We start from the raw sequence: 15,580 nt of genomic DNA on the forward strand, positions 1-15,580 counted from the left end.
CCTACCGGAGCGCCGCGCGCACGGCCGCCGCGAAGGCGTCGCCACGGTCGGCGTAACCCGCGAACTGGTCGAACGATGCGCCCGCCGGTGCCAGCAGGACGGTGTCGCCGGGCTTGGCCACGGTGCGCGCCGCAGCTACCGCCGCGTCCATCACCGCCGCGCTCAGATCGCCACCGAATTGTTTCACTTCTGTCACATCTGCCCCAACAACCACAGCAGTCGCATCCATACCAGCATCCTCGCCTGTCACAACGTGGAGGACGGGTACATCCGGCGCGTGTCGCGATAACGCCTCTGCAACCTCTTGCCGATCTCGGCCGATCAGCACGGCCCCGACCAGCCGGGACGCCATCCTGGCCACCTCGGCGTCGACGGACGCGCCCTTCAGCAGCCCACCGGCGATCCAGACGACCCGGGGATAGGCCAGCACGGATGCCTCAGCGGCGTGGGGGTTGGTGGCCTTGGAGTCGTCGACGTAGGTGATCCCGTCGGCGACGGCCACCACCTCGGCCCGATGCCGGCCCACCTGGAACGAGGCGATCGCAGCCGCGATCGCCTCGGCCGGCACGTCGACGCAGCGCGCCAGCGCCGCGGCGGCCAGGGCGTCGAGCACCCCGACCGGCCCCGGCACCGGGATGGACTCGACCGGCAGCAGCGCCAGGTCGTCGGCGAAGGCGCGGTCGACCAGCTGGCCGTCGCGCACGCCCAGCTCCCCCGCCGCCGGCTCGCCCAGGCGGAAGCCGACGCGCACCGGCGCCCGGGCGGTGTCCAGCAACGCAGCCGCCCGGCTGTCATCCAGGCCCACCACCGCCACCCGGCCATCGAGCACCCGCGCCTTGGCCGCGGCGTACGCGGCCAGGCTGCCATGCCAGTCGAGGTGGTCTTCGGCGACGTTGAGCACCGCACCGGCCTCCGGCCGTAGCGAAGGCGCCCAATGCAATTGGAAGCTCGACAGCTCCACAGCCAGCAGCTCGGCGGGTTGGGGCAGGACGTCGAGCACCGGCTCGCCGATGTTGCCGCACAGCAGGCTGCGCCGGCCGCCGGCGGTCAACATGGCGTGCAGCATCGACGTGGTGGTCGTCTTGCCGTTGGTTCCGGTCACCGCCAGCCAGCGGCGCGGCGGTCCGTAATGGCCCGCGACGTCGAGCCGCCAGGCCAGCTCCACGTCACCCCAGATCGGCACCCCCGCCGCCGCGGCGGCGACCAGCAGCGGGGTGGTCGGCGAGAACCCGGGACTGGTGACCACCAGCGCGTAACGGGAGATCTGCTCGATCGCCGTCGAGGTGGCCGCGGTCGCCACGCGGGCCTCGGCGAAGCCGCGCAACGTGGCCGGGTCGTCGTCACACATCGTGGGCGCCGCGCCGAATCGGGTCAGCGCCGCCAGCACCGCCCTGCCCGTTACCCCGCCCCCGGCCACCAGCACCGGCGTGCCGGGCGCCAGCGGTTCCAGCGGGGCCTCAAGACCGCTCATCAGGCACCGATCGCGCCCAGCCACTCACCGTAGAAGAGGGCCACGCCCAGCCCGCAGGCGATCGCGGTCAGTAGCCAGAAGCGGATGATGACCGTGGTCTCGGCCCAGCCGGCCAATTCGAAGTGGTGGTGAAAGGGCGCCATCCGGAACACCCGGCGCCCGGTGGTGCGAAACGTCAAGATCTGCAACACGACCGAGGTGACCTCGGCGACGAACAGCGAGCCCAGCACGACGGCGAGGATCTCGGTGCGGCTGGTCACCGAGAGGCCCGCGATGATGCCGCCCAGCGCCAGGGATCCCGTGTCGCCCATGAAGATCTTGGCGGGCGCGGCGTTCCACCACAGAAAGCCGATGCAGGCGCCGGCGGTCGCCGCCGCGACCAGCGCCAGATCCAGCGGATCGCGCACGTTGTAGCAGCCCAGCCCGGGCGCGGTGACGCAGGCGTTGCGGTACTGCCAGAAGGTGATCAGCACGTAGGCGGCGGTGACCATCGCCATGCTCCCGGCGGCCAGCCCGTCCAGGCCGTCGGTGAAGTTGACCGCGTTCGACCAGGCGCTGACGACGACCACGCAGAACAGCACGAACAGCCCGGGCGCCAGGGTGACGGTGGCGATCTCGCGCACGTAGGACAGATCCGCGCTGGCCGGTGTCAGGCCGTTGTTGTTGTGGAACTGCAGCGCCAGCACGCCGAACAGCACCGCGGCGGCGACCTGCCCGACGGTCTTGGCCGTCTTGTTCAAGCCCAGGTTGCGCGACCTGCGGATCTTGATCAGGTCGTCGAGAAATCCGACGCCGCCGAGCACGGTGGCCAGTCCCAGCACCAACAGGCCCGACACGGTCACGCCCTCACCGTCGAAGGCCAGCCCGGCCAGGTGGGTGCCCAGGTAGCCCGCCCAGATGCCGGCCAGAATGGCCACCCCGCCCATCGACGGCGTGCCCCGCTTGGCGTGGTGGGTGGGCGGGCCGTCCTCGCGGGTGTGGTGGCCGAATCCCTGCCGGGTGAACAACCGGATCAGCGCAGGGGTCAGCAGGATCGACACGGTCAGCGCGACGGCGACGGCGATCAGGATCTGCCTCACGGGCGCATCCCGCCGTTGACGCCCGCCGAGTCGTCGGCGGCCAGGGTGTCGGCCAGCGCACCGAGGCCGGCCGAGTTCGACGCCTTGACCAGGACGACGTCGCCGGGTTGCACCTCGGCCCGCAGTAACGCCAGAGCGGCATCGCTGTCGGCGACGTTGACGGCCCCCTTATCGGCTGCGCCCCAGGAACCCTCCATGACCGCTCCGTGGTGCATGGCGCTCATCGACCTCCCACTTCCCACGACAACGAGTCGAGACACATCTAAGCGCACGGCCAGCCGGCCGATGCGATCGTGCTCGACTATGGCGTCCTCACCGAGCTCGGCCATTTCGCCGAGCACCGCCCAACTGCGGCGGGGTCGCGCGCCCGCTTCGCCCCCGCCGTGCGCGATCCAGGCCAGCGCCTGCAGCCCGGCCCGCATCGAATCGGGGTTGGCGTTGTAGGCATCGTCGATCACGGTAACTCCGTCGGCGCGGGTGGTGACCTGCATGCGGTGCCGCGACACCGGACCCGCCCCGGCGAGTGCGGCCGCCACCTGTTCGGGGTCGGCGCCGCATTCCAGCGCGACCGCGGCCGCGCACAAGGCGTTGCCGACCTGATGATCGCCATAGACACCGAGTTGCACCGGCACCTGCCTCACCCCCGACGCGTCGCGCCGGTACAGCGTGAACCGCGGCCTGGCCAACTCGTCGAGCGACACCGGCCCGGCCCACACGTCGCTGGGACCCGCGCTGGTGTGCTCGGCGCGGCTGACCCGGACCACCCGGGCGGCGGTCACCCCCGCCATCGCGGCCACCGCCGGATCGTCGACGTTCAGGGCTACCATGCCGGAAGCCGGAACCGATTGCGGCAGTTCGGATTTCGTCTGGGCAATGGCCTCGCGTGAGCCGAACTCGCCCAGGTGCGCGGTGCCGACGTTGAGGACCACCCCGATCGACGGTGTGGCGATTTCGGCGAGCGCGGCGATGTTGCCGGGATGGCGCGCCGACATCTCGAGAACCAGGTAGTCGGTGTCGGCCGTCGCGCGCAGCACCGTCCACGGATGCCCGAGCTCGTTGTTGAACGACCCCGGCGGGGCCACCACCTCGCCCAGCGGCGCCAGCACGGCGGCCACCAGGTCCTTGGTCGAGGTCTTCCCCGACGATCCGGTGATGCCGACGATGGTCAGCCCGCCGGCCACCAGTTCGGCGGCCACCGCCCGGGCCAGCTTGGCCAGCGCGGCCAGGACTGCGGCCCCCGAGCCGTCCGGGTCGTGCTCGAGCACCCCGGCCCGCGATCCCGAAGCCCCCTCGGGTGCGACGACGATGGCCGGCACCCCGACCGGGCGCGCGGCCAGGACGGCCACCGCACCGGCCGCGACGGCCGAGGCCGCGTGGTCGTGCCCGTCGCTGCGCGCTCCCGGCAGCGCGAGGAACAGCCCGCCCGGCTTGACGGCGCGTGAGTCGAATTCGACCGTCCCGGTGACGTGAAGTTCCGCGGCGTCCTGCGCCGAGATGTCGGCCAGGGTGCCGCCGACGATCTCGGCGATCTGCGCGACCGTCAGGTCGATCATGCGCGATTCTCCAACGCCTGCGCCAACTCCACGCGGTCGTCGAAGGGACGGGTGTGGCCGCCGGCGCGCTGTCCCGTTTCGTGGCCCTTGCCGGCGATCAGCACGACGTCACCGGGACCCGCCCAGGCGACCGCGCGCCTGATCGCCTCGCGCCGATCGGCGATCTCGACAACCTCTGCCGCATAACCACTTTCGGATGCACCGGCCAGGATTTCCCGGCGAATTGCCGCCGGGTCCTCACCGCGCGGGTTGTCGTCGGTAACGACGACCAGATCGGCCAGCTCGGCGGCGGTCGCGCCCATCGGCGCCCGTTTGCCCGGATCGCGTTCGCCGCCGGCGCCGAACACTACCGCCAGCCGGCGGCCCGGACCCGCCAGCGTGGTCAGCACCGCCCGCAAGGCACCCGGCTTGTGGGCGTAGTCGACCAGCGCCAGAAAGTCCTGCCCGGCGTCGATCTCTTCCATGCGCCCCGGCACCCGGGTCTGCCGCAGTCCCGGCGCCGCATCCTCCGGTGACACCCCCACCGCGTCCAGAAGTGCCAGTGCGACAAGGCAATTAGCGACGTTGTAGTGGCCGGGTAGCGGGACCCCGATTTGATGCTGCGCGCCGCCGGGGTCGACGACGGTGAACTGCTGTCCCCCGGCGCCCATCGGGGCAACATCGACGGCGCGCCAGTGCGCGGGCCGCCCCTCGGCGCTGACGGTGATCGCGTCGCCGGCTCGATTCGCCATGGCCCGCCCGGCCTCGTCGTCGATGCACACCACCACGCGGCGGGCCCGCAGCGGCGAGTCCGGGTCGAACAGCTTGGCCTTGGTGTCGAAGTAGTGGGCCATGGTGGGGTGAAAGTCGAGGTGGTCGCGCGACAGGTTGGTGAAACCGCCTACCGCGAAGCCGGTTCCGTCCACCCGGCCCAATGCCAGCGCATGGCTGGAGACCTCCATGACGACGGTGTCCACGCCCTGTTCGGCCATCGCCGCCAGCATCGCCTGCAGCGTGGGGGCTTCCGGAGTGGTCAGCGCGCTGGGGATGTCGGCGCCGTCGATGCGGATGCCGATCGTGCCGATCAGCCCGGCCCTGCGGCCGGCGGCGCGCAGACCGGATTCGACCATATAGGTGGTGGTTGTCTTGCCGGAGGTGCCGGTGATGCCGATGACGGCCACCCGCTCGGACGGGTTCCCGTACACCGTGGCGGCCAGGCCGCCGAGCACGCTGCGCGGGTCGGGATGCACCAGCGTCGGCACCGTCGGGGCGCCGGCCGCGCGCATCTCGGCCACTCCAGCGGGATCGGTGAGCACGGCCACCGCGCCACCTTCGATCGCCTCGGCGGCGTAGCGGGCCCCGTGCGTCGTCAGACCGGCCAGCGCGGCGAACAGGTCACCGGGCCGCACGTCCTGGGCGCGCAGCGTCACGCCGGTGATGGTCACGTCGGGCACGCCGGCACCCTGACCTGGACCGTCCGCCGGCACCGCGCCGACCTGGTCGGCGAGCGCGGGCAGCCGCACACCCGCGGCGGCGCTGGGGCGTAACCCAGTGGGCACCGACACCACCTCAGTCACACCTCCCTCCGACGCCGCGTGATCCTCATGATCGGCCATGACACCCTACCTAGCCGCAACCGGCCACGAGGTGATCCGCGCGCCGACGGGGCCGCCGAGCGCCTCCCGGGGTTCGGGCGAGGACCCGCTGCGCCCGGCTTCGCCGCGCTGGCGATCGCCGCTCCGCCTGTCTGGCGGCGACCCGCTGCACCCGGCTTCGCCGCGCTGGCGATCGCCGCTCCGCCTGTCTGGCGGCGACCCGCTGCACCCGGCTTCGCCGCGCTGGCGATCGCCGCTAGGTGGCCTGCAGCGTCAGCGGCGGGCCGGGGTCCGGCGACAGCGGCACGTTCTCGCGCTGCATGAGCCAGCCGGCGATGTTATGGAACAGCGGGGCCGCCGAGTGGCCGGGTGTGCCGTCGGCGTTGCGCTCCGGGTTGTCCATCATGATGCCGATGACGTACCGGGGGTTGTCGACGGTGGCCATACCGGCGAACGTGATCCAGTAGACGTTGTCGAAGTAGCAGCCGCAGGCCGGGTTGATCTGCTGCGCGGTACCCGTCTTGCCGGCCATCTGGTAGCCCGTCACCGCGCCGGCCGACCCGGTGCCCTGCTGGTAACCCATCGGGTCCTTCTGCACGACGGCACGCAGCATGTTGCGCACCGTCTGCGCCGTCTGCGGCGACACCACCCGCACGCCTTCCGGACGCGGCTCTTCGGTACGCGTGCCGTCGGGTGCGATGGTGGCCTTGATGATCCGCGGCGGTATCCGCAGCCCGTCATTAGCGATCGCCTGATACATGCCGGTCATCTGCAGCAGTGTCATCGAAAGACCTTGGCCGATGGGCAAGTTCGAGAAGGTGCTGCCCGACCACTGGTCGATCGGCGGCACCAGTCCGGCGCTCTCACCGGGCAGCCCCACATTGGTGCGCTGCCCCAGACCGAATTTGCGGACCATGTCGTAGAAGCGTTCCGGGCCGACGCGCTGCGCGAGCATCAACGTGCCGACGTTGGAAGACTTTCCGAAGACCCCGGTGGTGGTGTAGGGCATCACGCCGTGATCCCACGCGTCGTGGATGGACACCCCGCCCATCTGGATGGTGCCAGGGACCTGCAACACCTCGTCGGGATTTGACAGCCCGTACTCGATGACCGAGGACGCGGTGATCACCTTGTTCACCGAGCCGGGCTCGAACGGCGAGGACACCGCCAGGTTGCCCAGCTGTTTGTCGCCCTGACGCCCGATGTCCTGGGAGGGGTCAAAGGTGTTGTCGTTGGCCATGGCCAACACTTCGCCGGTCTTCGCGTCGAGCACGACAGCCGAAACATTGTGCGCGCCAGACACATTCTTGGCCTGCTGAACCTGCTGCTGCACGTAGAACTGGATGTCGTCGTCGAGGGTCAGCTGGACCATCGAGCCGTTGACCGCCCGGTGCCGGTTGCGGTAACTGCCGGGAATGACCACGCCGTCGGAGCCGCGGTCATAGGTGACCGCACCGTCGGTGCCGGACAGCACCGAGTCCATGGCCTCTTCCAGGCCCAGCAGTCCGTGACCGTCCCAGTCGATGCCGCCGACGATGTTGGCCGCCAACGATCCGCCCGGATACTGGCGCAGGTCCTGACGTTCGGAGCCTACCTCGGGGTATTTGTCCGAGATCGCGCTGGCGACAGCGGGATCCACCGCACGCGCCAGATAGACGAAGTTCTCGTCAGTTTGCAGCTTCTTCAACACCGTCGACGAGTCCGGCTTGTTGCCCAGGCGGCTGGAGACCTCCTTGGCGATATCGCGCAATCGCTGCTGCGGATCGGGAGCGGCCGAATTCTTGGCCTTGGCTTCCTCCAGCTGCTTGCGAATCCGTTTCGGCTGAAACGTCAGCGCACGCGACTCGATGGTGAAGGCAAGCTGGTCTTTGCGGCGGTCGATGATGCTGCCGCGCACCGCCTTTTCCACATCGGTGACCTTGAGCTGGCCGGCGGCCTGGGCGCGCAGCGACGGGGCGTTGGTCACCTGCAGGACGAACAGCTGGGCGGCGGCCACCAGCATCAACACCAGAATGACCACATTGCCGGCCCGATGCCGGAAGACGAACGACCCGCCGCGGCTGGTCAATTCCACCAGCTGGCGGGTGCGGCGCTCCCGCGCCGAGTGCCCCGCCGCCACCGCCTCGGACCGCTGCGTGGCCCCTACGCCCTTGGCCTGCTTGGCTTTCCGGAAGCGCTTAGGCTGTTCAACGCCCCGGCCGACTTCGGCTTGCTGCGGTTTCGGGCGACGCGTGGGTTGCCGTCCACCCTTGCCCGCCAAGTCCTTCCGGGGACCACGTGTCGGCCGTGCCGACTGGGACCGGCGTGCCCGCGGGGATTCACCGCGGCTCACCTGGGGGCACCTGGCGCCGCGAAGGCCGCGGGCCCGGGCAGGCCGTTAGGCGGCGCGACGGGATTTGCGGGTTGAGCCGGCGCCGCCGGGCGGCCCACCTGCAAGGGAACCGGGATCTCGGCGGGCAACGGCGCGGGCACCTGGCCGGGAGCGGGAATCGGCAACCCGCCCAGGGGAATCGACACCTCGGCGGGTACCGGAGCAGTCGCGGGCCCGGCCGGCATGGGCAGCCCGGGCGTGGGCGGCGCCGGCAGCACGCCGGGCGCGCGTCCGGTGAGCGGAGCGGCGGGTGCACCGGGCAGCGCACCGGCTGGCGGGGATACGGGCATACCGGGCAATGCACCCGTCGCCGGTCCACCTGGCATGCCGGGCAGCGTACCGGGCACCGACACACCGGGGGCGGCAGGCGCGCCGGGCACCGGAGGCACCGCCGGCGGTAGGTGCTGACCGCCCACCGTCGACGCGCCGTCGGGAGCGCGCAGCAGCGCTTCGGGGCCGGACCGGGCCGGGGCGCCAGGGGCCGGTTCCACCCGAACCGAGACCTCGGGAGGGGCGGCCGGCGGCATGGGGGGTTGCGGCGCCTCGTCGGGAAGCTTGTTGTTCAACGGCGGTGGCGGAACCCCGTCGGCCGGCTTGGGCGTGCCGACCACCACCCAGTTGCCGGACGGGTCCTGGACCAGGTGGGCGGTGTCTCGGCTCGGGATCATGCCCTGCTTGCGGGCCGCCTCGGCCAGCGCAGGGGCGGCCTCGGCCTCGCGCACGTCGCGCTCCAGCGCTTCCTTCTGCTGCTGCAACAACCGGGTCCGCTCCCGGGCGTGACTCAACTTGTAGGAACGTTCGGCGGAGTCGGTGGACAGCCACAGCGTGAGCCCGAGCCCGATGCCCAGCGCACCGATGATCAGGACGACGAACGGGACCTTGCTGGCCAATGTCCGCGGTCGCAGGTCGATCGATGCCAGCCGAGCGGCCAATCTTTCGCTCAGGCGGGGACGGACAACCTTGGGGGCCTTCGCTTTCCGGGCTTTGGCCCGCGCCTTGGCCTGGCTGGTGCTCTTAGGCCGCGCCGGCCGCTCGACCGGCCGGGCGATGGGGCTGGTCTGCGGTCCGGACTTGGGCGCCCGGGCTTCGCGGGCGGGCGCCGACCGGCCGCTCCGGGTGCGCCGCGCCAATCCGGATTCGGCCCCGGGGCGAGCTCTCCGTCGGGCAGAACCATCGCGTCCGCCCCGACGGTCGCTGCTACCGCGCCGTTTCGACGTCTCGCGTTCTGCTCTCATGCGTCGCCTCTCCCGCTAGCGTGCTGTGATTCCATTCGTTGCAGCGCCCGCAATCGCACTGCGGCACTTCGTGGATTGCGTTCGACCTCGGCGGCGTCGGCGCGTCCAGCGCCGTGCGTCAGGGCCCGGAATCGGGGCTCATGGCCGGGAAGTTCCACCGGCAGATCGACCGGGGTGCGGGACGCGACGGCCTCGGCGAAGAGCCGCTTGACGATTCGGTCCTCCAGGGATTGGTAGGCCATCACCACGATGCGCCCGCCGACGCTCAGAGCGTCCAGGGCGGCCGGGAGCGCACGGCGCAGCGTGTCGAGTTCGTCGTTGACCGCGACCCGCAGGGCCTGGAACGTGCGCTTGGCCGGATGCCCGCCGGTGCGCCGGGCCGCGGCCGGAATCGCTTCGTAGAGAAGGGCTACCAGGTCCGAGGTCGACGTGAACGGCTCGCGGGCGCGTCGACGAACGATGTGCGCGGCGATGCGACGCGCGAACCGCTCCTCGCCGTAGCGGTGCAGGATGCTCGCCAGCTTCGCCTGGTCGTAGGTGTTGACGATGTCGGCCGCGGTCAGCGGAGCCGAGGGGTCCATCCGCATGTCCAGCGGCGCGTCCTGGGCGTAGGCGAAGCCGCGCTCGGCGCGATCCAGCTGCATCGACGACACCCCGAGGTCGAATAGCATTCCGTCCACCGATTCGGTTGCCGCATAACCCGATTCGGCCAGCGCGTCCGCGATGCCGTCGTAGCGCGTGTGCACCAAGGTGACCCGGTCGGCGAAGCGCGCCAGCCGCGCCCGGGCGATGTCCAGCGCGCTGGGGTCGCGGTCCAGTCCGATCAGCCGCAGGCCGGGCAGGTCGGTCAGGAACCGTTCCGCATGTCCGCCGGCGCCCAGGGTGGCGTCGACCAGGGTCGCCCCCGACCCGTCGGGGTGCTGACGAGTCAGGGCGGGCGTGAGCAGTTCGACGCAGCGCTCCAGCAGCACGGGGACATGCCCGTAATCGTCGGAACTTGAATTGTCAGCCACCGCAACGCCTCCACGGATCTGCCGGCACCTGATCGGGCGCGGCGCCCCTGCATCGAGGCCTCTGACCGAAGACGCGAACCTGGCGTTGGGGAAGTACGTCAGGGTCGGTTCGGGCAGAGGCCACGTTGCACGGGCATGCGCCTCAGATGATGTCGCCGAGTGCTTCATCGCTGGCCGCGGAGAAGTTCTCTTCGTGGGTCTGCTGATAGTCCTGCCAGGCCTGCGCATCCCAGATTTCGAGGTAATCGACCGCACCGATCACCACACAGTCCTTGGACAGGCTCGCGTAACGACGGTGGTCGGCCGACAGGGTGATCCGGCCCTGCGTGTCGGGATGCTGCTCGTCGGTGCCGGCGGCCAGGTTGCGCAGGAAGGCCCTGGCGTCCGGGTTGCTCCGCGACGCCTTGCTCGCGCGGCGGGCCAGTTGCTCGAATTCCGCCCGCGGGTAGACGGCGAGGCTGTGGTCCTGGCTCTTGGTGACCATCAACCCCCCTGCCAGTGCGTCGCGGAACTTGGCGGGCAACGTCAGCCGCCCCTTGTCGTCGAGTTTGGGCGTGTAGGTGCCGAGAAACACCAGCTCACCTCCCGTTCGAGGTCACCCAAACACTGCAGCCACCATACCCCACAATCCCCCACTTCACCCCATTCTTTGAGTGTCGCCGTGGCGTTTCCGGGATTATGCGTCGTCAGGAGGCCGTAAACGCCTCGGACGGGGTGTGTCGAGGCCGCGCCCGGGCAGGTTCCGGGTCATCGACCACAGCCTGCCAACCAGGAAAAACGCGATTTGTGGGGCGTAGTGGGGAACAGTAGTGGGGGCCAGTGGGGCTCAGAAGTTGCGACGCGCCTCGGTTAGGCCTCGATTGGGCCGCAAAACGGCATCGACGGTTGCGCAGGCGTCAGACCCGCGACGGCAGGGACGCCGACACCCGGTCCCGGACAAACAAATCGGGGCAGCCGGCCGGCTGCCCCGAGTGCGCGGATGCGCTTAGTCGTCGAAGCGGCGGCGGAAGCGGTCCTCCATGCGGCTGGTGAACGAACCCCCGCTCTTGTTGCGACGCTGACGCAGCGATGTGGGGGCCGGGCCGGAATGATCGGACCTGCCGGACAACCGGGGGCCGGTGATCGCGAAGATCACCCCGCCGAACATGACGATGAACCCGAAGACGCTGAGGATCGGGAAGTTTCCGATCATCGTGGCCTTGAACGCCACCCCGGAGACCAGCATCGCCAGACCGATGACGAACAGCGCTACGCCCTGCAGCCGCCGACGGGCGGTCGGTGCGCGAAACCCGCCGCCACGGACACTTGACGCGAATTTGGGGTCCTCGGCATAGAGAGCGCTCTCGATCTGATCGAGCATCCGCTGCTCATGATCGGAGAGTGGCATTTTCCCTCCTTGCCGACAGTTTGGCACGTGACTATCGATAACACGCTGATGCCCGTTGCGGGGGCAACTAATTGCATGATACGAGGTCAATCTGCCCCATACCACTGGTTCGGCGCCGATTCTATCCCGACCGTCTCCCGACACACCGCCAGACCGGAACGGCCGTGCGCTACAACCGGCTTCCCGTACCGGGGCGGCTCGTCGGTCCGGTGCCACCGCTCGTCGGCCCGTCGCACACGGGTCCGATAATGGGCGACAGCGGCCCGGTACGCAGCGACCACATAATGGCGAGGCGCCGCACGAACTGGATCAGAGGAGGGACACCGCGAATTGGCGATATTCCTCATCGATCTGCTTCCCGACGACATGGAGCGCCGCCTCGATGACGCGCTGTCGGTGTACGTCGATGCGATGCGCTACCCGCGGGGCACCGAGAATCAGCGCGCCGCGATGTGGCTGGAACACATCCGGCGACGTGGCTGGCAGGGCGCCGGCGTCGTGGAAACCCAAGAAGCCGACAGCGAAGGCGCACAGCTGCCCTCGGCGGAAGACCTGGCCAGCGCCCGGCTGCTCGGCGTCGCCTACGGTTATCCCGGTGCGCCCGGGCAATGGTGGCAGCAGCAGGTCGTTCTGGGCATGCAGCGCGGCGGCTCGCCGCCCCAGGAGATCTCCCGGCTGATGGACAGCTACTTCGAGTTGACCGAGCTGCACATCCATCCCCACGCCCAGGGTCGCGGCCTCGGCGAGGCGTTGGCCCGGCGGCTGCTCGCCGGCCGCACCGAGCAGAATGTGCTGCTCTCCACGCCGGAAACCAGTGGTGAACCCAATCGCGCCTGGCGGTTGTACCGGCGCCTGGGGTTCACCGACATCATCCGCGGCTATCACTTCGCCGGCGACCCGCGGGCGTTTGCGATCCTGGGCCGCAAGCTGCCCCTGTAGCACCCTGACTCGGCACACATCGGCAGGCTCCGTTAAGGGGCACATCGGATCTGGCACGATGACGTGGTGCGAGCCAGCTCTCCCCCGCCCCGCAGCCGAGGATCCCGAGCGTCTCGAACTAGACGGCGCCGCCTGGTGGCCATCGCGATGTTGCTCATGCTGGTGCCGCTGGCCACCGGATGCCTGCGGGTCCGGGCCTCGCTCACCATCTCCCCCGATGACCTGGTGTCCGGTGAGATCGTCGCCGCCGCCAAACCCAAGACCCCCAAAGACACCGGTCCGCAGCTGGACAGCAATAACCTGCCGTTCAGCCAGAAGGTGGCGGTGTCGAACTACGACAGCGACGGCTACGTCGGCTCGCAGGCGGTCTTCTCCGATCTGACGTTCGCGGAGTTGCCGCAGCTGGCGAACATGAACTCCGATGCCTCCGGGGTCAACCTGACGCTGCGCCGCAACGGCAACCTGGTGATCCTGGAAGGCCGGGCGGACCTGACCGCGCTGACCGATTCGGAGGCCGACGTCGAGCTGACGGTCGCCTTCCCCGGCGTGGTGACCTCCACCAACGGCGACCGGGTCGAACCCGACGTGGTGTCGTGGAAGCTCAAACCGGGCGTGGTGACCACCATGACCGCCCAGGCCCGCTACACCGACCCCAACACCCGGTCCTTCACCGGAGCGGTGGTGTGGCTGGGCATCGCGTCCTTCGCCGCCGCCGGGGTGGTGGGGCTGCTGGCCTGGGTCAGCCGGGACCGGTCACCGCGGCTGACCGCACCGCGCGACCAACCGCCGCCCAGCTGAATTTGCCCAACTCCTCCTCAGGCCGCACCGGCCTGCATCGTCGTCGGGCGGGCTGAATTTGCCCAACTCCTCCTCAGGCCGCACCGGCCTGCATCGTCGTCGGGCGGGCTAGCTGTTGCGGGTCATGACGTTGTAGACGCCGACATGGTCGGGATGTGAGGAGGACGGGTCCTTCGGCGGCAGGATGAGAAATCGCCAAACCCCTCGTCCTGAACCTGAAGGAACCCGTCCATGACCCACGGTAATGCTCCGTTGTCCGTTGAAGGCCGTCGCCGCCTCGTTGCCCGCTGCGTTGACCGTCCCATTGCCCACGTAGCTGCTGAGATGGGGATCTCGCGGGCGTGTGCCTCCAAGTCGGGTCAACCGGTTCCGACGGTTCGGCGAACTCGGCCTATACGACCGCTCGTCGGCGCCGGTAGGGCAGCCCACGGCCACTGCGGCTGAGGTCATCAGTGTGATCGAGGCGATGCGCCGAGGCCGCAAGTGGTCGGCAACGCGGATCGCATTCGAACTCAATGCACGCGGCATCGTGATCGGCCGGCGCACCGTGAGCCGGCAGCTGGTGACCTTGGGGCTCAATCGGCGCAAGTTCCTTGACCCCAGCGGGGATCTGAATCGAGTACCGCAACGTATCATCGCTCGCTGCCCCGGGCACATGGTGCACGTCGACGTCAAGAAGGTCGGCCGCATCCCCGACGGTGGTGGGTGGCGGGTGCACGGCAAGAACAGCGCCCAGGGCAGAGCCTCGCGAGCGGCCCGCGCCGGCTATGTCTATCTGCATTCCGCGGTGGACGGCTACTCCCGATTGACTTACACCGAAGCGCTCACCGATGAAAAGGCAATCACAGCAATCGGATTTATGCACCGTTCCCGGGTCTGGTTCGCTGCGCACGGGATCGACCGCATCCAACGGATTGTCACCGACAACGGCTCCTGCTACCGCGCCCGCGACTTCGCCCACGTCCTGCACGGCGCACGCCACCAGCGCATCACGCCCTACACCCCGCGCCACAACGGCAAGGTAGAGAGATATCACCGCATCCTGGCCGAAGAATTCCTCTACGCCCGCACCTGGACCTCAGAATCCCAACGCAGCGAGGCACTCAAGGTCTGGAACATCCACTTCAACTACCATCGACCACACTCTGCCGCCGACGGCCAGCCACCAGCATCACGACTCACCACCGGCGTCACCAACGTGGTGACCTCCTACAGCTAGCCCTGCCGGCCCGGTGACCAGTAGGCGAGCATCTCCGCGAACGTCTGGAAGGCCGGCCCGGAGTTCCCGTAGGTCGCCTCGAGATGGATGCTCAGCGGGAAGCCGAGCTCGGCGACGCCGTCGATGACGCGCTTGTACAGGTCGACCATCTGCCGGCGTTTCTGTGCCGGTTCGCCGGCGGCCAGCTGCTTGACGAACTCCTGCTCGCGGGCCACCGCCGGATTGCCGGGGTCCTGGATCAGCCAGTTGATCAGTCCGACCCGGCTCTCCATCTTCGGCACGAACCCGAACGACAGCAGGATCTCCGGCCGGTGGTCGGTCTGGCCGGCGAACTCGCTGAGGAACCCGACGATCGCGTCGGAATACAACAGCTGGGTCATGCCGTAGGTGGCGCCTTGGTCGCACTTGAAGTTGAAGCGGCCCTGTTCGCCGTCCCGGGTGGGGATCAGGATGACGCCGCGGTTGGTCACCAGCTCGCGGTAGATCGACAGGGCGTCGGTGGGGGCGACGCCGGAGCCCTCGCCGTCGTTCATGGTGCGCGGCACCCCGACGAAGACGACGCCTTCCATGCCGGCCGAGGTCAGCTCGGTCAGCCGGGTGCGCAGCGACGACTCGTCCATGAACGCGGTGACCTGGGTGCACAAGCCTTTGATCCCCGGCAGTTCCGGCTGGACGACCGACCAGAAGTCGAGCACATCCAGCTTGGGCTTCATTTGAATGGGACGATCGTCGTCCTCGGCGATGATCCCCGGAATCATCACGTGCCGGATCCGGCCCTCTAGACCGGATTCGGCGGAATTCCGCACCACTTTCTGCGCCTCTTCGAGTGCCCGCTCCCGACCTTCGTCGGCGTTCGGCGGCACCAACTCGAGCGCAATGGTGTTGAGGGTCACGCGGCTTCTCTCCATCTGACGACTGTTGGCCCGGGGCATCTTGTGGCC

The 15,580-nt window shown here is 69.5% G+C and carries 11 protein-coding genes and 2 pseudogenes; 3 read left to right on the plus strand and 10 right to left on the minus strand.

Features of this window, described 5'->3' with window-relative positions:
* Position 1 precedes the first annotated feature (1 nt).
* The 9 genes and pseudogenes from murD to G6N50_RS08285 form a co-directional block, all read right to left on the minus strand.
* Complete coding sequence (gene murD / locus G6N50_RS08240; protein ID WP_083098750.1) at positions 2 to 1,471, minus strand: UDP-N-acetylmuramoyl-L-alanine--D-glutamate ligase; 1,470 nt, start codon at positions 1,469 to 1,471, stop codon at positions 2 to 4.
* Entirely contained in the window at positions 1,471 to 2,550 is a 1,080-nt protein-coding gene (mraY, locus tag G6N50_RS08245; protein ID WP_083098751.1) for a phospho-N-acetylmuramoyl-pentapeptide-transferase, read from the minus strand. Before mraY ends, murD begins: the two co-directional genes overlap by 1 nt.
* Entirely contained in the window at positions 2,547 to 4,103 is a 1,557-nt protein-coding gene (locus G6N50_RS08250; RefSeq protein ID WP_083098753.1) for a UDP-N-acetylmuramoyl-tripeptide--D-alanyl-D-alanine ligase, read from the minus strand. The genes mraY and G6N50_RS08250 overlap by 4 nt, the downstream gene beginning before the upstream one ends.
* Positions 4,100 to 5,688: pseudogene (locus G6N50_RS08255) on the minus strand (UDP-N-acetylmuramoyl-L-alanyl-D-glutamate--2,6-diaminopimelate ligase). The gene G6N50_RS08250 and the pseudogene G6N50_RS08255 overlap by 4 nt, the downstream one beginning before the upstream one ends.
* 245 nt (positions 5,689 to 5,933) lie before the next feature.
* Positions 5,934 to 7,937, minus strand: a complete 2,004-nt coding sequence (locus G6N50_RS08265; protein WP_142275734.1) for a peptidoglycan D,D-transpeptidase FtsI family protein — start codon at positions 7,935 to 7,937, stop codon at positions 5,934 to 5,936.
* Between the two features lie 68 nt (positions 7,938 to 8,005).
* Positions 8,006 to 9,283, minus strand: coding sequence for a hypothetical protein (locus tag G6N50_RS08270; RefSeq protein WP_083098757.1), 1,278 nt, complete (start codon positions 9,281 to 9,283; stop codon positions 8,006 to 8,008).
* Positions 9,280 to 10,464, minus strand: a complete 1,185-nt coding sequence (gene rsmH / locus G6N50_RS08275; RefSeq protein WP_142275735.1) for a 16S rRNA (cytosine(1402)-N(4))-methyltransferase RsmH — start codon at positions 10,462 to 10,464, stop codon at positions 9,280 to 9,282. The genes G6N50_RS08270 and rsmH overlap by 4 nt, the downstream gene beginning before the upstream one ends.
* Positions 10,439 to 10,870, minus strand: a complete 432-nt coding sequence (gene mraZ, locus G6N50_RS08280; protein ID WP_083098760.1) for a division/cell wall cluster transcriptional repressor MraZ — start codon at positions 10,868 to 10,870, stop codon at positions 10,439 to 10,441. Before mraZ ends, rsmH begins: the two co-directional genes overlap by 26 nt.
* A gap of 411 nt (positions 10,871 to 11,281) precedes the next feature.
* Positions 11,282 to 11,683: a DUF3040 domain-containing protein gene (locus G6N50_RS08285; protein ID WP_067833587.1), complete on the minus strand. Its 402-nt coding sequence runs from the start codon at positions 11,681 to 11,683 to the stop codon at positions 11,282 to 11,284.
* Between the two features lie 330 nt (positions 11,684 to 12,013).
* On the opposite strand from G6N50_RS08285, the gene G6N50_RS08290 reads away from it, so the two are divergent.
* The 3 genes and pseudogenes from G6N50_RS08290 (at position 12,014) to G6N50_RS08300 (ending at position 14,639) form a co-directional block, all read left to right on the plus strand.
* Positions 12,014 to 12,622, plus strand: coding sequence for a GNAT family N-acetyltransferase (locus tag G6N50_RS08290; RefSeq protein ID WP_083098762.1), 609 nt, complete (start codon positions 12,014 to 12,016; stop codon positions 12,620 to 12,622).
* A 147-nt stretch (positions 12,623 to 12,769) separates the two neighbouring features.
* Entirely contained in the window at positions 12,770 to 13,420 is a 651-nt protein-coding gene (gene lppM / locus G6N50_RS08295) for a lipoprotein LppM (protein ID WP_083098771.1), read from the plus strand.
* 231 nt (positions 13,421 to 13,651) lie between these two features.
* Positions 13,652 to 14,639: pseudogene (locus tag G6N50_RS08300) on the plus strand (IS481 family transposase).
* Here the strand turns inward: G6N50_RS08300 and G6N50_RS08305 are convergent.
* On the minus strand, positions 14,636 to 15,532 hold the full coding sequence (locus G6N50_RS08305; protein ID WP_083099784.1) for a mycobacterial-type methylenetetrahydrofolate reductase: 897 nt from the start codon (positions 15,530 to 15,532) through the stop codon (positions 14,636 to 14,638). The pseudogene G6N50_RS08300 and the gene G6N50_RS08305 overlap by 4 nt on opposite strands.
* Positions 15,533 to 15,580: the final 48 nt, after the last annotated feature.

Source organism: Mycobacterium mantenii, assembly GCF_010731775.1.
Classification (GTDB): Bacteria; Actinomycetota; Actinomycetes; order Mycobacteriales; family Mycobacteriaceae; genus Mycobacterium; species Mycobacterium mantenii.

Bases quoted from the DNA above. Each gene is read 5' to 3' on its own strand.
- rsmH (WP_142275735.1), bottom strand. From the start codon at position 10,464: ATGAAGCACTCGGCGACATCATCTGAGGCGCATGCCCGTGCAACGTGG.
- G6N50_RS08250 (WP_083098753.1), bottom strand. From the start codon at position 4,103: ATGATCGACCTGACGGTCGCGCAGATCGCCGAGATCGTCGGCGGCACC.
- lppM (WP_083098771.1), top strand. From the start codon at position 12,770: ATGTTGCTCATGCTGGTGCCGCTGGCCACCGGATGCCTGCGGGTCCGG.
- murD (WP_083098750.1), bottom strand. From the start codon at position 1,471: ATGAGCGGTCTTGAGGCCCCGCTGGAACCGCTGGCGCCCGGCACGCCG.
- G6N50_RS08270 (WP_083098757.1), bottom strand. From the start codon at position 9,283: ATGAGAGCAGAACGCGAGACGTCGAAACGGCGCGGTAGCAGCGACCGT.
- G6N50_RS08285 (WP_067833587.1), bottom strand. From the start codon at position 11,683: ATGCCACTCTCCGATCATGAGCAGCGGATGCTCGATCAGATCGAGAGC.